This window comes from Autumnicola musiva, from assembly GCF_031846585.1.
Lineage (GTDB): Bacteria > Bacteroidota > Bacteroidia > Flavobacteriales > Flavobacteriaceae > Autumnicola > Autumnicola musiva.
The window spans coordinates 1-19496 of record NZ_JAVRHK010000030.1; the positions used below are offsets into that span (position 1 = coordinate 1).

At 37.5% G+C, this 19496-nt stretch carries 18 protein-coding genes; 9 read left to right on the forward strand and 9 right to left on the reverse strand.

All coding sequences use genetic code 11. The features are described from left to right. Both ccoS and RM539_RS18995 read right to left on the reverse strand, forming a co-directional pair. Window positions 1-105: cbb3-type cytochrome oxidase assembly protein CcoS (gene ccoS, locus RM539_RS18990; RefSeq protein WP_311504819.1), on the reverse strand; the 105-nt coding region annotated here is incomplete at its 3' end. An 89-nt stretch (window positions 106-194) separates the two neighbouring features. Then, complete coding sequence (locus RM539_RS18995; protein ID WP_311505002.1) at window positions 195-2579, reverse strand: heavy metal translocating P-type ATPase; 2385 nt, start codon at window positions 2577-2579, stop codon at window positions 195-197. Window positions 2580-2856: 277 nt separating this feature from the next. On the opposite strand from RM539_RS18995, the gene RM539_RS19000 reads away from it, so the two are divergent. The 7 genes from RM539_RS19000 to RM539_RS19030 all read left to right on the forward strand — a co-directional run bounded on the left by RM539_RS19000 (window position 2857) and on the right by RM539_RS19030 (window position 7964). Next, window positions 2857-3447, forward strand: a complete 591-nt coding sequence (locus RM539_RS19000) for a YceI family protein (protein WP_311505003.1) — start codon at window positions 2857-2859, stop codon at window positions 3445-3447. Between the two features lie 27 nt (window positions 3448-3474). Further along, a complete protein-coding gene (locus RM539_RS19005) occupies window positions 3475-4782 on the forward strand; it encodes a hypothetical protein (RefSeq protein WP_311505004.1) in 1308 nt (435 codons plus the stop codon). Between the two features lie 139 nt (window positions 4783-4921). Further along, complete coding sequence (locus tag RM539_RS19010; protein WP_311505005.1) at window positions 4922-5500, forward strand: YceI family protein; 579 nt, start codon at window positions 4922-4924, stop codon at window positions 5498-5500. Window position 5501: 1 nt separating this feature from the next. After that, the gene (locus tag RM539_RS19015) at window positions 5502-6782 is read left to right on the forward strand and encodes an acetyl-CoA hydrolase/transferase family protein (RefSeq protein ID WP_311505006.1); all 1281 of its coding nucleotides are present in this window, start codon (window positions 5502-5504) and stop codon (window positions 6780-6782) included. Between the two features lie 97 nt (window positions 6783-6879). After that, on the forward strand, window positions 6880-7179 hold the full coding sequence (gene trxA, locus RM539_RS19020) for a thioredoxin (RefSeq protein ID WP_311505007.1): 300 nt from the start codon (window positions 6880-6882) through the stop codon (window positions 7177-7179). Window positions 7180-7288: 109 nt separating this feature from the next. After that, entirely contained in the window at window positions 7289-7573 is a 285-nt protein-coding gene (locus tag RM539_RS19025) for a hypothetical protein (RefSeq protein ID WP_311505008.1), read from the forward strand. 1 nt (window position 7574) lies between these two features. Beyond that, window positions 7575-7964 carry a group III truncated hemoglobin gene (locus RM539_RS19030; protein ID WP_311505009.1) on the forward strand — a complete coding sequence of 130 codons (390 nt, stop codon included), beginning with the start codon at window positions 7575-7577 and terminating at the stop codon, window positions 7962-7964. Between the two features lie 25 nt (window positions 7965-7989). Here the strand turns inward: RM539_RS19030 and RM539_RS19035 are convergent, their stop codons facing one another. From RM539_RS19035 to hemN, 5 genes are all read right to left on the reverse strand, one after another. After that, a complete protein-coding gene (locus RM539_RS19035) occupies window positions 7990-8784 on the reverse strand; it encodes a universal stress protein (protein ID WP_311505010.1) in 795 nt (264 codons plus the stop codon). A gap of 84 nt (window positions 8785-8868) precedes the next feature. Continuing rightward, complete coding sequence (locus RM539_RS19040) at window positions 8869-9915, reverse strand: response regulator (RefSeq protein WP_311505011.1); 1047 nt, start codon at window positions 9913-9915, stop codon at window positions 8869-8871. A 37-nt stretch (window positions 9916-9952) separates the two neighbouring features. Then, window positions 9953-11203 (reverse strand): PAS domain-containing sensor histidine kinase, encoded by a 1251-nt coding sequence (locus RM539_RS19045; protein WP_311505012.1) that lies wholly within the window; start codon window positions 11201-11203, stop codon window positions 9953-9955. Window positions 11204-11302: 99 nt separating this feature from the next. Continuing rightward, window positions 11303-11518 carry a hypothetical protein gene (locus RM539_RS19050; protein ID WP_311505013.1) on the reverse strand — a complete coding sequence of 72 codons (216 nt, stop codon included), beginning with the start codon at window positions 11516-11518 and terminating at the stop codon, window positions 11303-11305. A gap of 166 nt (window positions 11519-11684) precedes the next feature. Then, window positions 11685-13049: an oxygen-independent coproporphyrinogen III oxidase gene (gene hemN / locus RM539_RS19055; RefSeq protein WP_311505014.1), complete on the reverse strand. Its 1365-nt coding sequence runs from the start codon at window positions 13047-13049 to the stop codon at window positions 11685-11687. Between the two features lie 300 nt (window positions 13050-13349). Between hemN and RM539_RS19060 the strand changes: the two genes are divergently transcribed. Further along, window positions 13350-15164 (forward strand): hypothetical protein, encoded by a 1815-nt coding sequence (locus tag RM539_RS19060; protein WP_311505015.1) that lies wholly within the window; start codon window positions 13350-13352, stop codon window positions 15162-15164. Between the two features lie 453 nt (window positions 15165-15617). Here the strand turns inward: RM539_RS19060 and RM539_RS19065 are convergent, their stop codons facing one another. Beyond that, window positions 15618-16457 carry an RteC domain-containing protein gene (locus RM539_RS19065; protein WP_311505016.1) on the reverse strand — a complete coding sequence of 280 codons (840 nt, stop codon included), beginning with the start codon at window positions 16455-16457 and terminating at the stop codon, window positions 15618-15620. Between the two features lie 95 nt (window positions 16458-16552). Beyond that, window positions 16553-18490 (reverse strand): bifunctional aminotransferase class I/II-fold pyridoxal phosphate-dependent enzyme/GNAT family N-acetyltransferase, encoded by a 1938-nt coding sequence (locus RM539_RS19070; protein WP_311505018.1) that lies wholly within the window; start codon window positions 18488-18490, stop codon window positions 16553-16555. 73 nt (window positions 18491-18563) lie between these two features. Here RM539_RS19070 and RM539_RS19075 point away from each other — a divergent pair, with 73 nt between their 5' ends. Next, window positions 18564-19484: a toll/interleukin-1 receptor domain-containing protein gene (locus RM539_RS19075; protein WP_311505017.1), complete on the forward strand. Its 921-nt coding sequence runs from the start codon at window positions 18564-18566 to the stop codon at window positions 19482-19484. Window positions 19485-19496 lie beyond the last annotated feature (12 nt).

The window sequence follows — 19496 nt, forward strand, 5'->3', positions numbered from 1 at the left end:
GTAAACATCGTCATATTGTCCATTTTTAACCGAAAGAATAAACGCGACGAAAAAAATAATGGCTACCACCACACTTATACCCAGTAACATGTATATAATGTTCATAGTTTTTTGAATCTTGATGTAAAAGTATAGTTGAAGTAAAGCCTAAAAAATGACGGTGATCAGGTTTTAGGTTTTTAGTTGCTTATTGTTTAATTCTTCAAACGTCTTCCCAACATATAAGTGCAAAAACTGGTAAAAAGCACAATGCTTATTGAGCTTAGGGGCATCAGAATTGCCGCCACGACCGGCGTAAGATTTCCAGTAATCGCGAAACCAAGGCCTATAAGATTGTAGAACAATGAAAAGAAAAAACTCCATCGAATAATTGATACTCCTTTTGCCGAAATCCTGAAGAATGCCCCAATCTTTGAAAATACCGAAGCATCCAGAATTCCGTCGCAGGCCGGAGAAAATACATTTATATTTTCTGAAATTACTATCCCAACATCGCTCTGGGCAAGTGCACCTGCATCATTCAACCCGTCGCCAACCATCATCACTTTTTTTCCTTTTTCCTGAAGCTTTCTGATAAATTCGAGTTTATCTCCCGGCTTTTGATTAAAATACATTGCCGTTTCTTGTGGTATCAGCTGTTTCAATTTGTCCTTTTCCCCTTCATTATCCCCAGAAAGGATGATCAGTTCTTTGTTTTGTGATAATTCTGAAAAGACTTTTTCAATTTTGTCCCGATAGGAATTATGAAAAGTAAAGCAACCTTTATATTGCTCGTTCGCACTAATATGAACGGAAGTTTTTTCTATGGTCTGTACCACATTTTCTTTACCTACGAAATCGGCCGAACCAATTCTCAGGAAATTGCCCTGACAGGAACTTTCAATTCCTTTACCTGCATACTCCTGAAAAACTTCAGGAATTTTGATGTCGTTTTTATCCAGAATATTATAAAGTGCTCTACTCAACGGATGATTTGATGCCCTGAGACTTCCACCAAGCATTTGCTTTTCTTCATCACTAAGTTCTAGCCCGTTATAGCAAATAGTTTGTTGATTATTGGTGGTGATTGTGCCGGTTTTGTCAAAAACCACCGTATCGATCTTCGCAATTTGTTCGATTATAGAAGCTTCTTTTAAGTATAATTTATTTTTCCCAAAGATCCTTAGCAGGTTTCCTAATGTAAATGGAGCCGCAAGGGCAATCGCGCAGGGACAGGCGATGATAAGAACCGCCGTAAAGACATTCCAGGCCATGGAAGGTTCATGGAATATCCAGAAAACGGCAGCTATCACAGCCACACTTACAACGCCTAGAGTAAAACGTTTACTTATTTGATTGGTCAGCGTTTTGAAAAGGCCGGCTTTGTCTTTTTTAAAGACTTCATCGCTCCATAATTCTGTTAAATAACTTTGCCGGACTTCTTTTAAGGCTTCTACTTCAATAATACCGCCCTGCTGCTTGCCGCCCGCATAGAGTTTTTCTCCACTTGTCTTCCTAACAACTTCGGCTTCACCAGTTACAAAACTATAATCGATGCGTGCCTCTCCTTTAATAAGAATGGCGTCCATCGGGATGAGTTCTTCATTTCTAAGGATGATTCTATCTCCTTTTTTGATTTTATAAACCTGAACCTGTTCTTCGGAAGCGATCCCTCCTTCAGTTTTTATTTTAGTGACGGCAATGGGGAAATATGATTTGTAATCTCTCTCAAAAGAGAGAAACGCGTAGGTTTTTTGCTGAAAAAACTTTCCTAGTAGTAGGAAAAAAACGAGCCCGCTAAGGCTATCAAAAAATCCTGTTCCTGTACTCTGAACAATTTCCGCAGTACTTCTTAAGAACAATACAATTATCCCAAGTGCAATAGGTACATCTATATTGAGTAATTTAGATCGTAATCCTTTAAATGCAGAAATAAAATAATCACTGGCGGAATAAAATACCACCGGCAACGAAAAGCTGAACATGAGCCAGCGGAACAAATATTTGAACTGGTCCAGCCAGAATTCATTTACTTCAAAATATTCTGGAAAGGATAAAAACATGATATTCCCGAAGGCGAAGCCTGCAACACCGAGTTTATAAATAAGACTTCTGTCTACCGTCGCTTTTTTATCCTCGTAGTTTTCCAGGGAAATATAAGGTTCGTAACCAATGCGGGATAGCAATACCGCCAAATCTTTCAGAGATAAATTTGTGGTAGCGAAGATAATCCTAACCTTTTTTTTTGGAAAATCAACCTGTGAACTTCTAATTTCCTTTTTCAGCTTATTCAGGTTTTCCAGGATCCAAATACAGGAACTGCAGTGAATGGAGGGGATCAAAAACGAAACTACCTTTAGATTTTCCTCGTTGAATTCCAAGAGCTTTTCGGCTATTTCTTCATTATTCAGAAAATCATATTTGCTTTCACTGATCTTTGGTGAAATTCCGGGATTATTTTCTAATTCATAATAATAAGAAAGGTCGTTGCTTTCAAAAATTTCAAAAACGGTCCTGCAGCCTGAACAGCAAAAAGACTTCTCCTTATATTCTATAATACCGTTCAGACAGTCTTCTCCACAATGATAGCAATTCGCCATTATTTATTACAAATTTATGACTACAAAACTGAAGAATTAAGACTTGTTAAACTATGACGGTGGTCAGGTATTAGTCTTTTTAAAATCCCCCAATCCTTCCCAAGAGATGGGAAAAAAAAGATTATAAGTCCTTCTCCTAAGTATGGAATTAGGAGGTGGCTTGACTATAAAGTTTTCGGTACTGCAGCACATTTAAAAATGATCCAAAACCTGATTTTCATCATTATTTCCCTGCCATTTCTACCGCAACTTTGTCTCAAATTAAAAACAGGAAATCATGAATACTTTGAAAAACTTCGGACTGGGAATAGCAAGCTTACTAATAATGGTCATTTCTGTACAGTCATCTTTTGCGCAAACCTTCAGTGTAAAAACAGCAAGATCTAACTTGAAAATTGAAGGAACTTCTAATATTCACGACTGGGAGATAGAAGCAGAGGATTTTCAGGGCACACTCTCTGCTGAATTTCAAGAAGGTCAGTTAACAAAAATCAACAATCTTGAATTCTCCGTAGTGGCGGAAAGCTTAAAAAGCGGCAAAGGAGCCATGGACAAAAACACCTACAAAGCCCTTAATACGGATAAGCATAAAAAAATTACCTACAGCATGACTAAGGTAAATAACATCGACTGTACCTCTAATGCAAATTGCATCGTTACCACCAGCGGTTATTTAACTATAGCGGGAATCAAAAACCCGGTGAACATAACTTTTAACGCTCAGGCAAATGACAGTAAAGTTGTGCTTTCCGGAAATGAAACCATTAAAATGTCTGAGTACAAAATAGATGCGCCCACAGCTATGTTCGGTACCATAACCACCGGGGACGAGGTGAAAATCAACTTTCAAACAACTTTTTCTAAATAACAATTTCAACCTTAAAAATTAATCAAGATGAAAAATTCTTTCAAATACTTAAGCATTGCCCTGATTGCTTTCTTCGGAATACAAATGCAGGCCCAGGAGAATTCTTTATGGAACCGCGACTTCCCTAACTTCAGAAATCCTGATCAAAATGGTATCAATGATTTCGAACCAAATAAAGATACCATCACAGATTTTAACGGTATCAATGTAAGAGTGGGAGGCGCATTTGCCCTGCAATTCCAGGCCATAGACCATGAGAACTCCGGAAATACAGCTACTCCCGTACTACAGGAAATTGGAGATAACTTTAACCTTGCCACTGCTAACCTGGACTTTGATGTGATGTTATATGATGGAGTGAGGTTACACCTTAGAACATATCTTTCTTCCCAACACCACAACGAAACTTATGTAAAAGGCGGTTATTTGCAAATAGACAAACTTGACTTCATTCGAGAAAACTTTTTAAGTGATGTCATGGATAAAGTGAGAATTAAGATTGGTCACATGGAGAACAACTATGGTGATACTCACTTCAGAAGAACAGACAACGCAATGGCACTTTATAACCCGTTTGTTGGAAACTATCTGTTAGATGCTTTTACAACTGAAGTTGGTGTTGAAGTTTACTACTTCAACAATGGATGGTTAGGAATGCTGGGAGCTACTAACGGTAAATTAAACCAGGCTGTAACCGGCCCTGGAACCACCAGTCCTTCTTTACTTGCAAAAGTGGGTTATGATAATTATGTGACTCAGGATCTCAGGTTCCGTTTAACAGGTTCTGTTTACCATACCAACCAAACCGGCAGCGCTTACCTGTATACCGGTGACCGTGCAGGTTCCCGCTACTACAACCTCTTCCAGGGTTCCTATATAAACAATTTGGGAGAAGTAGTTGCTGTAGGTGATGGTTTTAGGGCAGGAAGGGTAAACCCAGGTATTAGAAATGAAATGACTTCTATTATGATTAACCCCTTTATTAAATACGGTGGTCTTGAATTCTTTGGAGTTTTTGAAACAATTTCAGGAAAAAATGCCAACGAAACCGATGAAAGAAACTGGAACCAATATGCAGGGGAACTTATCTACCGCTTCGGAAACAATGAAAACCTTTATGTAGCCGGCCGCTATAACTATGTAGATGGAGAATTGGCAGGAGATCAGGAGGTAAATGTTAGGCGTTACAACCTTGGTGCTGGTTGGTTTATGACCCAAAACATTTTAGCAAAACTAGAATATGTGAACCAGGAGTATAATGACTATCCTGTGAGCGATATCCACAACGAAGGTAAATTTAACGGAGTGGTGTTTGAAGCAGTAATCAGCTTCTAAGATTGTAATTTGAATTAGCCAGGTGGGGATCAATTTGTTTCCCCACCTTTTAAATCTCTCCCCGCTTACCAGCTCACAATGAGCAAAAAAAACCTCGTCATCAACATTTTTTAAATGTAAACTTCAGAATTCTACAGCTATGAAAATGCAGTTTTTATTTATCGTTTTTATTTTCGCTACCTCAGCCTGCTTTTCACAACAAGGTTTTGAGCAACAAAAGATCAGAATTCTTCCTGAAAGCAGCCTTAATATTACCGGTGACACCAACATTAGTAAATTTAATTGTGAATTTAATGCTTCTTTACTTCAGGGAAAACAAACAGTGCAGCTTTATAAAAGTGGTCAAAACATCAATTTTAAGGATGCTGTCCTTCTCTTAAGAAATGAAGGGTTCGATTGTGGCAACAGGGCCATAAACAAGGATTTTCACGCTTTAATGCAGACTGAAAAATATCCTTCCATAAAATTGGAGCTGAAAAAGGCAGTTTTAAAAGATGATGGTGATGCCGTGGCCCGGATTATTATATACATGGCCGGGAAAAGGAAAAGCTATGAAGTGCCTGTAGAAATTATTAGTTGCCCTACTCCCAATTTTAAAGGACTACTGCAATTGAACATTAATGACTTCGAACTTGAACCTCCCAGGAAACTTTTCGGATTGATTGTAATAAAAGAAGAAATTGAGATCAATTTTAACCTTATAACAAAACCTATTTAAAATGAAAGATGAACTTCATATTGTTTCCGTTTCAGAAGCAGTTTCAGTGGTAAAAAGCGGACAGCGAATATTCTTCCAGGGTGCCGCTATGACTCCGAATATTCTGATAAATGCCCTATGCGAAAGATATGCAGAGCTGCAACATGTGGAAATCCTGCATATTCATACTGAAGGCGAAGCAAAATACACCAAAGCTCCATATCATAAAACCTTTCGAAGCAATAACTGCTTTGTGGGCAGCAATGTTCGGCAAGCGGTAAATACCGGCTATGGAGATTACATCCCCATTTTCCTGAGTGAAATTCATGTGCTTTTCCGAAAGAATATTCTTCCTCTGGACGTTGCTTTTATCCAGGTTTCCCCACCAGATAAACACGGCTATTGTTCGCTGGGCGTATCTGTAGATATTACCTTACCAGCCATACAAACCGCGAAAAAAGTCATTGCCCAGATAAACCCAAAGATTCCCAGGACGCATGGAGATGGGATTATTCATGTTAGTAAAATAGATGCGGCAATAGAAGTAGACACTCTTATCCACTCTTCAGTTCCTTCAGCTCCAACAGAGGTTGAGCAGAAAATTGGAAGGCATGTTGCTAATCTGGTGGAAGATGGTGCAACTTTACAAATGGGAATTGGCGGAATCCCGAACGTGGTGCTGGCCAATCTCAACAATCATAAACGTCTGGGCATACACACTGAAATGTTCTCTGACGGAATTTTGCCACTGGTAAAGAGCGGAGTGATTACCGGAGAAGAAAAATTGGTAAAAACTGGCAAATTAGTGACCTGCTTTGCTGTGGGCTCTCCAGAATTGTACACCTTTATTGATGACAATCCTGTTATTCATTTTAAAGAAGCAGCCTACACCAACGATACCGCAATTATTAGGAGAAATCCAAAAGTGACGGCAATAAATTCAGCTATAGAGATAGACCTTACCGGCCAGGTATGTGCAGATACCATTGGAAAATATCAATATTCAGGAGTAGGCGGTCAGATGGATTTTATTCGAGGGGCTTCGCTCTCTGATGGCGGTAAGGCGATTATCGCCATGCCTTCGGTTACCAGTAAAGGAGCCTCGAAAATCGTGGTAAATCTTAAGGAAGGTGCCGGCGTAACCACAACGCGAGCCCACGTACATTATATAGCCACAGAATATGGAATCGTAGATTTATATGGGAAAAACCTCAGGCAGCGGGCAAAAGCTTTAATTTCAATTGCACATCCCGCCCACAGGGAGAAATTAGAAAAAGACGCTTTTGAAAGCTTCAAGTTATAAATTTTTGTAACTTCAGGAGAAGTTCGTTAATAGGCCGGAATAGCATTTTAAGCTGTTCCGGCTTTTTTTCAGAAAAAAACAAAAAAAAATAAAGGTTATGAAAAGTAGTTTTAGCGAGATCATAAAAGATGAAAAGCCTGTACTGATAGATTTTTCGGCAGAGTGGTGTGGGCCATGTAAAACCCTTGGCCCCATTTTAATAGATGTAAAAGCAGATCTGGGAGACAGGGTGAAAATTGTAAAAATAGACGTAGATAAAAATGAAGAGTTGGCAGGAAAATATCAGGTAAGGGGTGTCCCAACCATGATATTGTTCAAAAACGGGCAACAACTCTGGCGGCAATCGGGATTATTGCAAAAGGATGAAATAGTGCGTATTATTCAATCACATTCCTGAGCAAAAAAAGCCGGTATTTAAAATTGGCAATTATCGGTTTATATGATCACGATCATATTTTAAGGCAGGCATTCGTGGTAATTTTACACTGTATTTAAAGTAAAATATCATGAAACTATATCAAAACTTTCTCACAGACGTTGAAGAATCTTTCTATGCTTATATGACTGCCGGAATAATTATTTCCAGTTGTCTTGGTTCTATCTCCGCAATGTTTATTTTAATGCAGGGGCATAACCTGGTAAACATGATCGAATTATTTTTTGTAGTGGTAGTTGCAATGGGTTATAATGCCGCCGTACTTGCCCAATTAAAACCTAAATTAGTTTTAAATTTTTTTATATTAAGCATTTTGATAAGTACCGTACTTCTTATGATAAACGTACCCTTATAATATGAATAAAGATCTCAGAAGTAGAAAGGATATACACATTTTAGTGTCTTCTTTCTATGACAGAGTGAGAAAAAATTCTGAAATAGGTTACTTTTTCAATAACCGTATCAGTGATTGGGATACGCACATCTCAAAGCTTACTGACTTTTGGGAAAGTAACCTTTTTTTTACAGGAAATTTTAAGGGGAATCCCGCAATGGCCCATGTGAAAGTAGATGCGGAGAACGATCATAAAATCACAGAATATCACTTTGGAATATGGCTGAATCTTTGGTTTCAGACCATAGATGAACTATTTGAAGGAGAAATGGCCCAGCGCCTAAAAAATAATGCCCGTAAAATGTCTACACATCTTTTTCTAAGAATCTACCAGAGCAGAAAACAGGCTTAAACAGGTATTATTTCCGATTGTTATCTCAATTATGATAAACAAAAATGGGAAGCTGAAGATCGATACTTGCCGATAATCCGTATTTGGAATGTAAGAAACGATCACAAATACTGAGGTTCTTACCAATTATAAAGATGAGATTATAATCTTTCTGAAGGGATCCAAACGATTTTTCATTGAAATCTTCCAGCGTTTGTTGGTTCAAACATTCAAATTCTGTACTTAAAGAAGAATTTTCTTCCTTTACTAAAACTGCGCTGCTTTTACCTTCTTTCAGCTTTAAAATTGTAAATCTACTATTATTGAAAAAATGGTTTCTGGAGATAATATTTGGAATCTCTTCTTCAGGTTGAATAGCATAATCAATAGGAAAAATAACATTTTTTAGAAAATGGTACTTGCAATTTGCCGGTATCGCCAGAATATTACATTGTATTTTTCTCACCACATCATACGCATGATCCCCTAAAATGGGATGATGATGAACCTTTTGACTAATGGCTCCAATAAATATCAGGTCGATCTTCTTTTCAACCACAGCCATTCTAACCGCACTTATTAGGTTTTCAGAAGAAAGAATGATATTAAAATTATGCTGCGGATTCTGTTTATACATTTCCAGTTCCCGCGCACTTTTTTCCAGTTTCTGAAGAATAGTTATGACCTGTTTATCCAGGATTTTACTGGCGGATGGATGAAAATCGAAATCCTGGATATTCAGAAAAAAGAAATTCGCTGCAGAATCCTCAAGAAAATCTACAGCATATCTTGCGGCGTTATTCGAAACTTCGGAGAAATCGGTCAAGATCAATACATTCATTAGTTCATTCTTATAATAGCGAAATTACATGATTAGGCTACTGCTAAAAATGACGAAAATCAGTTCCTTGAAATTTTAAAAAGATCAGCTTATTTTTTTCAGGGCTTCAGAATCCATGATCTTGATATTTCGACCTTCAATTTCAATAAGGCCCTCCTTTTTAAAGTCAGATAAGGTTCTAATAAGGCTTTCCGGAGCCATACCGGCAACACCGGCAAGATCTGAGCGGGAGATACGAATGCTTTTTAAAGGATGCTTTTCAATTCTTTCGGCAAAAAGAAGAATAGTATTCGCGGTTTTTCTACGAACAGAACCATAGGCCATATCCATTAACTGCTGTTTTAATTCTGAAAGATTTTTGTTGAGCACTTCTACCAGTTGTATGGGAATACGGGGATTATTAGCGAGGATCTTATGAAATTCTTCACGTGAAACAGTATAAAGCTGGGTGCTTTCCATGGCAGTAGCATAATCTTCATAGGCTGTCTGGGGATCATTTACAGGATTTCCGAAGAAATCATCCTGTTTGTATAGCTCGGTAATTAATTCCTTTCCATGATTGTCCATGCGATGCGCCTTTACCACCCCGCGATGAACCAGATAGAAAAAGTTGGATTGCCTTCCTTTCTCATAAATAGTCTCTCCTTTCCTGAATTCCTGCAACGGGTAATTCTGAAAAAGTTCCCGAAGTTTACCAAGGTTTTTAAGATCGCCATTAGCTGGTTTTTCTACCTTGCTTTTTTTCTGAAAAGACTGAAGAATGGCAACCTTCGCCAGCCGACTTTCAATGGCGCTCAGCAAATCTTCTTCTTCAAAAGGTTTGGTTAAATAATCATCGGCACCAAGATCCATGCCTCTGCGAATGTCTTTATGTTCTGTTTTAGCCGAGAGAAAGATAAAGGGGATATTCGCGGTTTCCGGGTTTTTGCTTAAAGCTTCCAAAACCCCATACCCATCGGTTTCAGGCATCATAATATCACAGATAATAATATCGGGATGTATTTCTCCTGCTCTTTGGATTCCGTGGCTACCGTTGGAAGCTGTTTGTACCTCATATTCGGAGAGCTCCAGTAATTCGGCTGTATTTTCTCTTACGGTTACATCATCTTCGATCAGCAATATTTTTTTCATAGATGGTTTGGAATCTGAAATTGGATTTCTGTTTGTATTAAACCAGGGTTACAGGGATCTCAACTCTGAACCTGGTTCCTTTATTTTCTTTACTTTCAAAGTTAATACTTCCTCCAAGATTTTCTAAGTGGGTTTTTGCTATATTTAATCCTATACCCGTTCCCTGGTCCAGCAAGGCATTCTCTGCTCTGAAATAGCGTTCAAAAATATGTTTTTGGTCCTTCTCCGGAATTCCCCTTCCCTGGTCTTCCACTTCAAATATCATATATTCCCCTTCAAAACCTAATTCAAATTTGATAAGACTATTCTCGGGAGAATATTTAATGGCATTTCCCAAAAGATTGGAAAGAATTAGTTCAAGAATCTTTTCATCTTGATGTATTGTCACATCTTCGATTTCTTTGGGATATATGATTTCCTGACCGTTCTTCAGCGTAATATTGGCATTATATACAACCTCATTAATTAAACGTTTAAGACTAAAATTGGTGTACTTGTATTGCCCCTTTCCCGAATCCAGTCGTTCGATGGAAAGAAAATCGTTCAATATATTGTTTAGATAGTGAACCTTATTGCGAATGGTCACCAGATGTTTTTCCCGCTTATCCTGCTGTTCTTCTTTTTTATATTTTTCAATTAAAGTAGCTGAAGTCAAAATTCCACTAAGAGGGGTTTTAAATTCGTGAGAAACCAAGGATAAAAATTTTGTTTTCAGCTCATTGAGTTCTTTTTCCCTTTGCAACGCATCTTTAATTTTCCGCTCCGCAGCTTTTCTTTTGGCAATTTCATCCTCAAGGTCCAGATTTAGCCGCTTCAACTCCTTAATACTTTCCTGAAGTTCACGGGTCCTGATTTCAATTTTATCTTCCAGTTGGGTATTAAGTTCCCTTATTTGCCGCTGTGTTTCCTTTCTAATACTTATATCGATAATAAGGGACATTACAAATCTTTCCCCTCTCATCTCAAAAGGATTTAGACCTGCCTCCACAGGAAACAATGAACCGTCTTTCTTTACACCATAAAGATCACGGCCGTGGCCCATTTGACGTTTTTCGCTCTTTTCAATAAACTGGTATACGTGCCTGTGATGGATTTTATGATAATCCCTTGGGATGAGAACATCCAGATCTTTTCCGGTAAGCTCACCTTCTTCATAACCAAATATAATGGCAGCTGCACTGTTGGAAGCTACAACAACCTGACTGGAGTTTACCACAATAATTCCTTCAGAAGCCGCTTCAAAAAGTATGTTGAAAATGTCTTTATTTTGTTGAAAATGTTCCTTCAATCTGCTATTCGTTTTCAATTTAAGTATGCCTTCTTAAAGTGTATTAAAGTTAAAAACATTTTTAAAAATAACCATTAGAGTGGGAACAAACTGAAGTATTTATTCTACAGAATGATCTTCGTAGAAATCATCAAAAGTCTTGGTGGTAGTATAACTATCAGTAAGGATGCGATAAGCAGTATAAATAAGCAATGCCTGGCCAGCAATTACGAGATAAAAAATGACCGGAAACGGAAAGTTGAAATATGAAAATACCGTCACTAAAACCAGAATCAGTGTTGTTATGTAAAGCCAGATGATAGGTTTGATCTTCATTTTTTCTATTTAAGATAAATAATTTCAAACTCAAATATCTTAAGAAAAAAATAAAAATTTTGTTTTTAGAAACAGTGAGGAATGTAAGCATTGTCATATTAAAAAGAGAAGCTTTGAGTTATTCTGAGTACAAATTTTAATTATGAAAAAGGACACTATATACCATCTAAACCGTCATTGAAAATAATTGAGTTTCAGGTTTACTTCTTTGTAAGCGCATGTCAAATGCCATGCATATATTTCGTAAAAAAGGCCTTCCTTTTTCGGTAATTTTAAGAAAAATTGTGTCAATTTCTACAAGTCCGTCATTCTGCATCTCTTTTAACTGGATGAGCGTATCCGGTAATCCTTTAAAAAATTGATTTCCGGTGTACCAGGAAGTTTTCAATTTGCACATCAGGTTCAGTATATGTTTACGGATGATAAGATCTTCATCATTTAAAATATGCCCTCTAAAAACTGGCAGGATTTTACTCGCTACCAAATGTTGATATTCTTCCACGCCTTTCACATTTTGGGCAAAACCATACCAGCTATCACTAATGGCCGAAACTCCCAACCCTATCATTGCCTGAGTTTTTGAGGAGGTGTAGCCCATAAAGTTACGGTTCAATGTCCTGTTCTCGATAGCTTCAAAAAGACTATCGGTTTTTAGGGCAAAATGATCCATTCCAATTTCTACATAACCGGCATCCAGCAACATTTGCTTTCCTGTTTCATATTGTTCCCTTTTTTGCTCGGCGGTGGGAAGGTCTTCATCTTTAAATCCCCGCTGACCATTGCCTTTGATCCAAGGTACGTGAGCGTAACTATAAAAAGCAATGCGGTCTGGTATCAATTCCTTGGTGCGTGCTATAGTGTTAACAATATGCTCTTTTGTTTGAAATGGTAAACCGAAAATAATATCATGTCCCACAGACGTGAAGCCGGCTTCCCGGGCTTCTTCGGTAACTTTTTTTACATTTTCAAAAGACTGCACCCGGTGTATAGCTTTCTGCACTTTTTCATTATAGTCCTGAACCCCATAACTCACCCTGCTAAACCCAAAGGAAGAAAAAAGCCGTAAGTGTTCAAAACTGGTATTGTTAGGATGGCCTTCAAAACTTAATTCGGCATCTGCGGCTTTACTTGAATTTTTAAAAATACCTTTCAGCAGTAATTCTAAATTTCTAGCTGAAAAAAAGGTAGGTGTCCCCCCTCCTAAATGAAGTTCCTTTATAAATGGTTTTTCTGAAAAAAGTTTGCAATACATTTTCCATTCATTTAAAACAGATTCTAGATAAGGAATTTCTAAGGAATGGTTTTTAGTAATCCTTTTATTACAGCCACAAAAGGTACAAAGACTCTCACAGAAAGGCAGATGAATATAAATACTAAGACCATCTGAATAATTGCTCTCCCTGAAACTTCTTTGCAGACTCCTTTTCCACTCTTGTAAGCTAAAACTGGCTTTGTCCCAGTAAGGTACCGTTGGATAACTGGTATAACGAGGTCCTGCCACATTGTATTTGGAAATTAAGTTTCTTTCCATTTTTTTCATTTTAAAAATCAAAAATATTAGCTCTAATATCTTTAAAATATGATACTCGTCACCTAATTAATTATTTCGATAAAAACAATGTTTATAACGCACTTTTTCCTGATGGCGATCGTTTATTTGAAGAGTATGCTTTTAATGAAATATTCCCTACCTGCCTGCATATATCATCTGGTGAACTTTCCCATGTACTCATCTTGCTCGGATGGACAGGCAGAAAGATTTTTCATTATATGATATTCGTCATAGAAAAGGAAAGTTTTGTGGCTCATCTTTGAGGTTCAAAATATTATAATGCAAACACCATCACCACATAGTTTTCATATCCCAGTAATGGGACTGGCATTTTCTATAGATTCTCCAATTAAGGTAGCCTGCTACGGAATTAATTCGGCTATGTCTATTATTGAGGATAACCTGATAGAAACAATGCGCAGGCATTATTACAGGGAAAATAACGAGGAATATAATCCAATTTCCACTAAAGAACCCGATTACCGTGCCAGGCGTATTATCGATTATCTAAATCTTGTACAAAGGTTGGTAAGCTTAAAAATCGAAAAATTAAAGAATTCTGCTTTCGAAACTGGATCGGAACTGTGTAAATATTTCGAAATATTACCCGACGGAAGTAATTTAAAGGAAAAATACCTTCATCTTCTTTCTATTGAAAATGAGCAGGAAAGAACAGCCCTTTTGTCCAGCTTAAAGGAAAAGATCGTTCCCGGAGCTATTGAAGTAAATGTGATGACCAAAGTTGATAAAGACAATACGGACAGTGATGGAGATCCTGTAGAAAACGGATCGGATGCGCTGATTTCTTTAAGGGCTTATGCACAAAGCGATCTGAATAATTCGGCCATCATTTTCTCGGCCGGTATGAACCCAAGACTTTATAATTACCTGGAAAATTTCAGCGAATTTGATGCTTCCGGCTGGGGAGATTTTAAAAAAAGGGTGATCATAAAAGTAAGCGATTATCGTTCGGCACTTATCCAGGGAAAATATCTGGCCAAAAAAGGGATATGGGTAAGCGAATTCAGGATAGAATCCGGCCTCAATTGCGGCGGACATGTTTTTGCCACCCAAGGTTTATTATTGGGGCCTATTTTAAAAGAATTTAATGATAATAGGGAAGTTTTAAGCCAGAATCTTTTCAGCTTATATTCCGCAGCACTTGAGAAAAAAGGTAAACCTGGATTTTCCAGGCCCCATCCTGTAAAAATCACCGTCCAGGGCGGGATTGGTACTTTTGAAGAAGATTCTTTATTGCGCCAGTATTACCACGTGGAAGGTACCGGCTGGGGGACCCCATTCCTGCTATGTCCCCAGGCAACCACGGTAGATGACGGAACGATGGAATTACTTCTTGCCTCTGGAGAAAAAGATGTGGTAAGAAGCAAAGCTTCCCCTTTAGGAGTAGGTTTCAATTACCTGAAGGGAACTACCGGGGAAATAGAAAGGTTAAAACGAATGGAAGATGCGGTGCCGGGAAGTCCATGTACCGAAAAATTCCTGATTTCGAATACTGAATTTTCTAAAACTCCAATCTGTACCGCCTCCCGGAAGTACCAGAAAAAGAAATTGGCGCAGATAGCTGAATTAGATCTGTCCGATACAGAACGTGAAAGGCAAATGGATGTGGTACTTAGCAAGGAGTGTCTTTGCGTGGGACTGAGCAATTCGGCTTCTATAAAATATCAGGTTTCTTTCCTCAAAAAACAGCATGCAGTAACCGTTTGCCCCGGCCCTAATATTATTAATTTCAATAAAAAAGTAAGCTTAAAGGAAATGACCGACCATATTTACGGGCGTATAAATATATTGGCAACTGAGGAAAGACCGCATTTTTTCGTGAAGGAACTTCAGTTATACCTTGATTTTTTTAAAAAACAACTGGAAGATATAGCAATTCCAGATAAAAGAAAAATAAAGGATTGGAACAGCTTTTCAGAAAATTTAAAAAACGGAATCGCGTACTATCGTAGCTTAGCAGAAGAAAAAGTTATTTCTGAAGAACAAAAATTCAGAAAAGCCCTGGAACTTGCAGAAGCCGAGGTAGCGGCGATGAAACAACAGGTTGAACGACTATCTCTTCAAGTATTATAGGAACATCTAGCGCAACTCCTTATTGATTAAGGATTATGAAGCAGTTAATAGATAAAATTTTGAAAAAAGCAATGGATTATTACCAATATCAGCTCTTATTTAAACAGCTGGTATAACCCAAGGAAGAAATTGTCAAACTGCGACTTTAATACTTTCTTTTAAAGAAAATTTTTCAAAAACTTGTGAATCTAAATTGTAAAAGTATTTAATAATCTTCCTGAAGAAAAAAATGAGCCGAGTAAATTTGTCCGGGGCAAGCCCACGGAACATTTCACGGGAACACATTTTCAAACTTTATAAAATTCACTAACGAGGCAAGCCTCGAGGTATTAACCCTATAAAGAATAAAATTATTCGGCTCAATAAGCAATATTACAGGTAACGACAAATTCGCAATGGATCCACCTAACTAAAAAGCCGGACGACAACTTAACAGGTATTCTTTTTGAGAAACTAATCCATACCATCTTCCCGTTCCATCTTTAACTGAAACTTTATCCCCAACTCATCAAGATACTTGGTTTTGCTTCCCTTTCGGGCCTTGATTTCCGTATAGGTCTTAGAGGTATTGTCCAGGCGGGTATTAAAAAAATCTTCAAAAGACTGAGTAATGGTTTTCAGATCTACGCTACCGTGGTTTAGAGCCTCATCACAATACAGGGCATAAATAAGTTCCACCAAAGCGGTTTTAGAAGCCGTCCATAACAGTATCCGATGCCTTTTTTCTGCTGGCAAAGCAAAAGACTCCGGCCTTATCTTTTGCATGGAATCCCGGATATAATGTAGGAACAGGTACATGGCTTTGATCTTGGACCATAGCATATCATGGGAAGTAGAAAATTCTGGGTACTGGTAATAGTTAATGGTAGGAGTGAAAGGGAAATTCTTATTGTAGTTCCGGGTAAAAATCTGGTGATCCAGGTAATTGTAACCCTGCTCCATGTAATGGGCAAAATCTACATTCCGGTAAAAGAACTTATTAATTTTACGGATTTCCTTTTCGAAAAACCTGGACTGGTATGCCGCCCCTGCTTTTGGTTTACGAAGTTCGCAGGACCTGACTTCACTGAAATAAATGAGATAACTCATCGGTAAGGGTTTTACTTCTTTAAAGAAGTTAATTTCAGCCGGTACAGTTTCGAAATCCTCCCGGTCTGTAATTTCTTTAAGAGCAAAAAGAGTTTTGTTGCAGAGATCAATTCCCAGGTTGGCTTTAGTCAGGTGGTTCTGATCCTTTACCAACATGATCTTTTCCACCTCATTCCTGAAATTTTCCATAATTGTTTCAAACATGACACTACTGATTAAAATTTAACAATAATGGGGCATTTACACTAACAGTATCTTGGAGTATAGTTTCTGAAGACGAAGTAGAACAGGTAATGATATTAATCACTTCGTAACAAGTCCAGCGCTTCCAGGGCAAAATTATCACGGGCCTGGATGTAGCAACATTTATCTATAACCCTGGCTCCTACTTTTCGTTTTTCAAAGCCGGCAGTTAAGCCGAAATCTATTCTTTTACTGTCCAGTTTTTTTGCTCTTAATATGGTTTGATATAAAAGCTGCCGGTAAACATTATATTCCCTGGAAAATTCATAATCCATACCTACAACTGCCGGAGTATATATATTACCAGAGTTTTTATAGCAAAACATTACTCCTACCGGACGCATATCCTCCTCTTTTAGATAAACCAGTATGAATTCCCACTGTAAAGAAACATTCATGTGCCGAAATAAGGAGTAGGGATAATCGAAGGTGTTAAGTCCAAAATTATTCTTTTTTACTTCTAAATAAAGTTCATAACACTTTTCTAACTCATTTACGGTTAATTCCTGCCTGGTCTTTACCTCTAATTTATTCTCAAAAGCTTCAATCTCTTTCCTGAAATGCTTTCTGGAACTCTTACTTAGGTGTGCCATGTACTCGGCTTGATTTTCCCACTTAAAATTCTCAAATACTGCTGCTTCAGGCATAGCAACCTGCACAAAACCTTTATTATGAAGGAATGTTTTTATGGCTTTATTATTAGTTTCAAAATCCCGAAGAATCAGGTATTGCTGTTGTAATTTTTTCTCTAGTACCTCTAATTCCTCTAATAAAAGATTGAATGCTTCCTGCCAGTTAGAATTTTCCTGACATAAATACAGATGATCTCCCTCGGTGATCATGGATCCCATACTTAAACAGGAACTGGTATGATAATATGGATTACTTTCCCTTTCTTTTTCCAGCTTAACAGAAACGGATCTAGGGGCCAGCATATCCTCTTTCCACAATCCGAAAGAAAAAAAGGTTGCCAAAATACATTTATCATTTTCATCCTTTACGAGATAATAGAAAAATTGATAATTATGTTCAGGTAAAGCATTAGATCTAAAAATATTTTCAAGAGATTTAAGCCCTTCCCAGTCATAGAATCCGTGATTACCAACTGTTTCATTCCATATGTCCGGATCAACCTGAACAATTGAATCATAACTCTCTACAGAAAGTTTTGAACTGGAATTATTTTTTACCTGTATTTTATTGTGAGATTTTCCAAATGCAAAAAGAACGCGCTCTAAACTGGTGTGGGTATCTTCGAGTGCCTTTGGAAAATTTTCTACAATAGCTTCAACAAGTCCTTTAATCTCCTCTTTTTCATTGCTTCGGGATACGGTAATTCTAAGCCCGGTGTTTTTAACAGGAACTGCGGGAAAAATACCGGTATTCACATAGAATCCAGACTGTATAAGCCGGTTTACCAAATTAAAACCTGTTTCTGGCATACCTGCTCCAATATAAAATATAGGGGAATCATTATCAGTAATTAAAGGGAGGTCTGTTTTCTTTAAACACTCATTGAAGTAGGCTATGCGCTCAAAGAGTTCCTCCTGCATAGTATAAATTTCGTCGCTTAGATGAATTTTTGCGGAAGCTATTGCAGCTCCAACCGAAGCAGGTTCCAGCTGTACGGAAAAGGTAAGAGGTCCTCCAAAATTTTTAATCCTCTGGTGAATTTTTTTGTCTTTACAAACCATAACAGCTCCACTTGCACCAAATGTTTTGCTCAGGGTACCAAAAAGAATAACCCTGTCTGGTAGTTCCTTTAATACACTCATCACATATCCGCTACCGTGCTTTCCTTTCCAACTCATCCCGTGCACATCATCAAAATAAATATGAAGTTGAGGGTATTTTTGAGCTAGCTGCATCAATTCTTCCACAGGTGCGTAATCTCCATACATAGAATACATACCATCAGCCATATACCAGATCTTGTTACATTTGGACTGTAGTCTTCTGATCTTATCCTCCAGCATCTCAAGATTATATTTAATCCGACAAGTCCGCGTCCCTACTCCCGCAACTTGCGATAAGCGAAACCGTTATATGCCATTTTAAAACAGAACTATGAGTCATCCAACAGCATTTATTTCCTATGCTTGGGAAAGTCCAGAATTAAAAAAATGGGTTAAAGATCTAGCCAAAAAATTACGAGAAGAAGGAGTGGATGTGAAACTTGATCAATGGGAATTAGAACCTGGAGATCAAATGACACATTTTATGGAAAAATCGGTTAGAGAAAACAACTATATATTAATAATTTGTACTCCATCTTATAAAAATAAATCAGAGGAAAGAAAGGGCGGAGTGGGTTACGAAGGTGATATAATGACTGGCGAAGTATTGGAAAGTGCAAATCATAGAAAGTTTATTCCGATTTTGAAAACAGGAAATAAGAACAACGCGATTCCATCTTGGTTAAAAGGCAAATATTTTATAGATCTTACGATTGAAGAAGATTTTGATAAGAATTACCCTGATTTAATTACAACGATATTTAATGCAAGAGAAAAAGCTCCACCATTAGGTAAGCCAAAATTTCAATCTAAAGAAAGGGAGTTTGAAAATAATATTTTAAAATCACAAGAAGTAAAAATTAAAGGGATTTTAATTGATGAAGTTACACAACCCAAATTGGATGGCACAAGGGGAAGCGCTTTATATAAAATACCTTTTGAATTAAATAAACGTCCGGATTATGAATGGATTGATATTTTTATAAAAACTTGGAATTTGCCACCAAAATTTTCTACAATGCACAGACCGGGAATTGCTACTGTAGTAGGTAACAAAATAATGCTTGATGGAACCGAGATAGAAGAAGTTGAAAAATATCACAAAGAGACTCTAAAATTATGCATACAAGTCGCAAATGAAGAATATTCTAAAATAGTTGAGAAAAGAAATGATATAGAAGCACAAAAAGCAAAAGATCGCGAAGAACAACTTCGAAAAATAAGAGATTTTAATAATAGAATGGATTTCTAATAAAACGGCATA

What these genes read in the sequence shown, in the direction of transcription:
- RM539_RS19005 (WP_311505004.1), top strand. Translation starts at nt 3,475, where the DNA reads ATGAAAAATTCTTTCAAATACTTAAGCATTGCCCTGATTGCTTTCTTC.
- RM539_RS19065 (WP_311505016.1), bottom strand. Translation starts at nt 16,457, where the DNA reads ATGTTTGAAACAATTATGGAAAATTTCAGGAATGAGGTGGAAAAGATC.
- RM539_RS19010 (WP_311505005.1), top strand. Translation starts at nt 4,922, where the DNA reads ATGAAAATGCAGTTTTTATTTATCGTTTTTATTTTCGCTACCTCAGCC.
- RM539_RS19025 (WP_311505008.1), top strand. Translation starts at nt 7,289, where the DNA reads ATGAAACTATATCAAAACTTTCTCACAGACGTTGAAGAATCTTTCTAT.
- RM539_RS19060 (WP_311505015.1), top strand. Translation starts at nt 13,350, where the DNA reads ATGCAAACACCATCACCACATAGTTTTCATATCCCAGTAATGGGACTG.
- hemN (WP_311505014.1), bottom strand. Translation starts at nt 13,049, where the DNA reads ATGGAAAGAAACTTAATTTCCAAATACAATGTGGCAGGACCTCGTTAT.
- RM539_RS19050 (WP_311505013.1), bottom strand. Translation starts at nt 11,518, where the DNA reads ATGAAGATCAAACCTATCATCTGGCTTTACATAACAACACTGATTCTG.
- RM539_RS19000 (WP_311505003.1), top strand. Translation starts at nt 2,857, where the DNA reads ATGAATACTTTGAAAAACTTCGGACTGGGAATAGCAAGCTTACTAATA.
- RM539_RS19030 (WP_311505009.1), top strand. Translation starts at nt 7,575, where the DNA reads ATGAATAAAGATCTCAGAAGTAGAAAGGATATACACATTTTAGTGTCT.
- RM539_RS19035 (WP_311505010.1), bottom strand. Translation starts at nt 8,784, where the DNA reads ATGAATGTATTGATCTTGACCGATTTCTCCGAAGTTTCGAATAACGCC.
- RM539_RS19015 (WP_311505006.1), top strand. Translation starts at nt 5,502, where the DNA reads ATGAAAGATGAACTTCATATTGTTTCCGTTTCAGAAGCAGTTTCAGTG.
- RM539_RS18995 (WP_311505002.1), bottom strand. Translation starts at nt 2,579, where the DNA reads ATGGCGAATTGCTATCATTGTGGAGAAGACTGTCTGAACGGTATTATA.
- RM539_RS19075 (WP_311505017.1), top strand. Translation starts at nt 18,564, where the DNA reads ATGAGTCATCCAACAGCATTTATTTCCTATGCTTGGGAAAGTCCAGAA.
- trxA (WP_311505007.1), top strand. Translation starts at nt 6,880, where the DNA reads ATGAAAAGTAGTTTTAGCGAGATCATAAAAGATGAAAAGCCTGTACTG.
- RM539_RS19040 (WP_311505011.1), bottom strand. Translation starts at nt 9,915, where the DNA reads ATGAAAAAAATATTGCTGATCGAAGATGATGTAACCGTAAGAGAAAAT.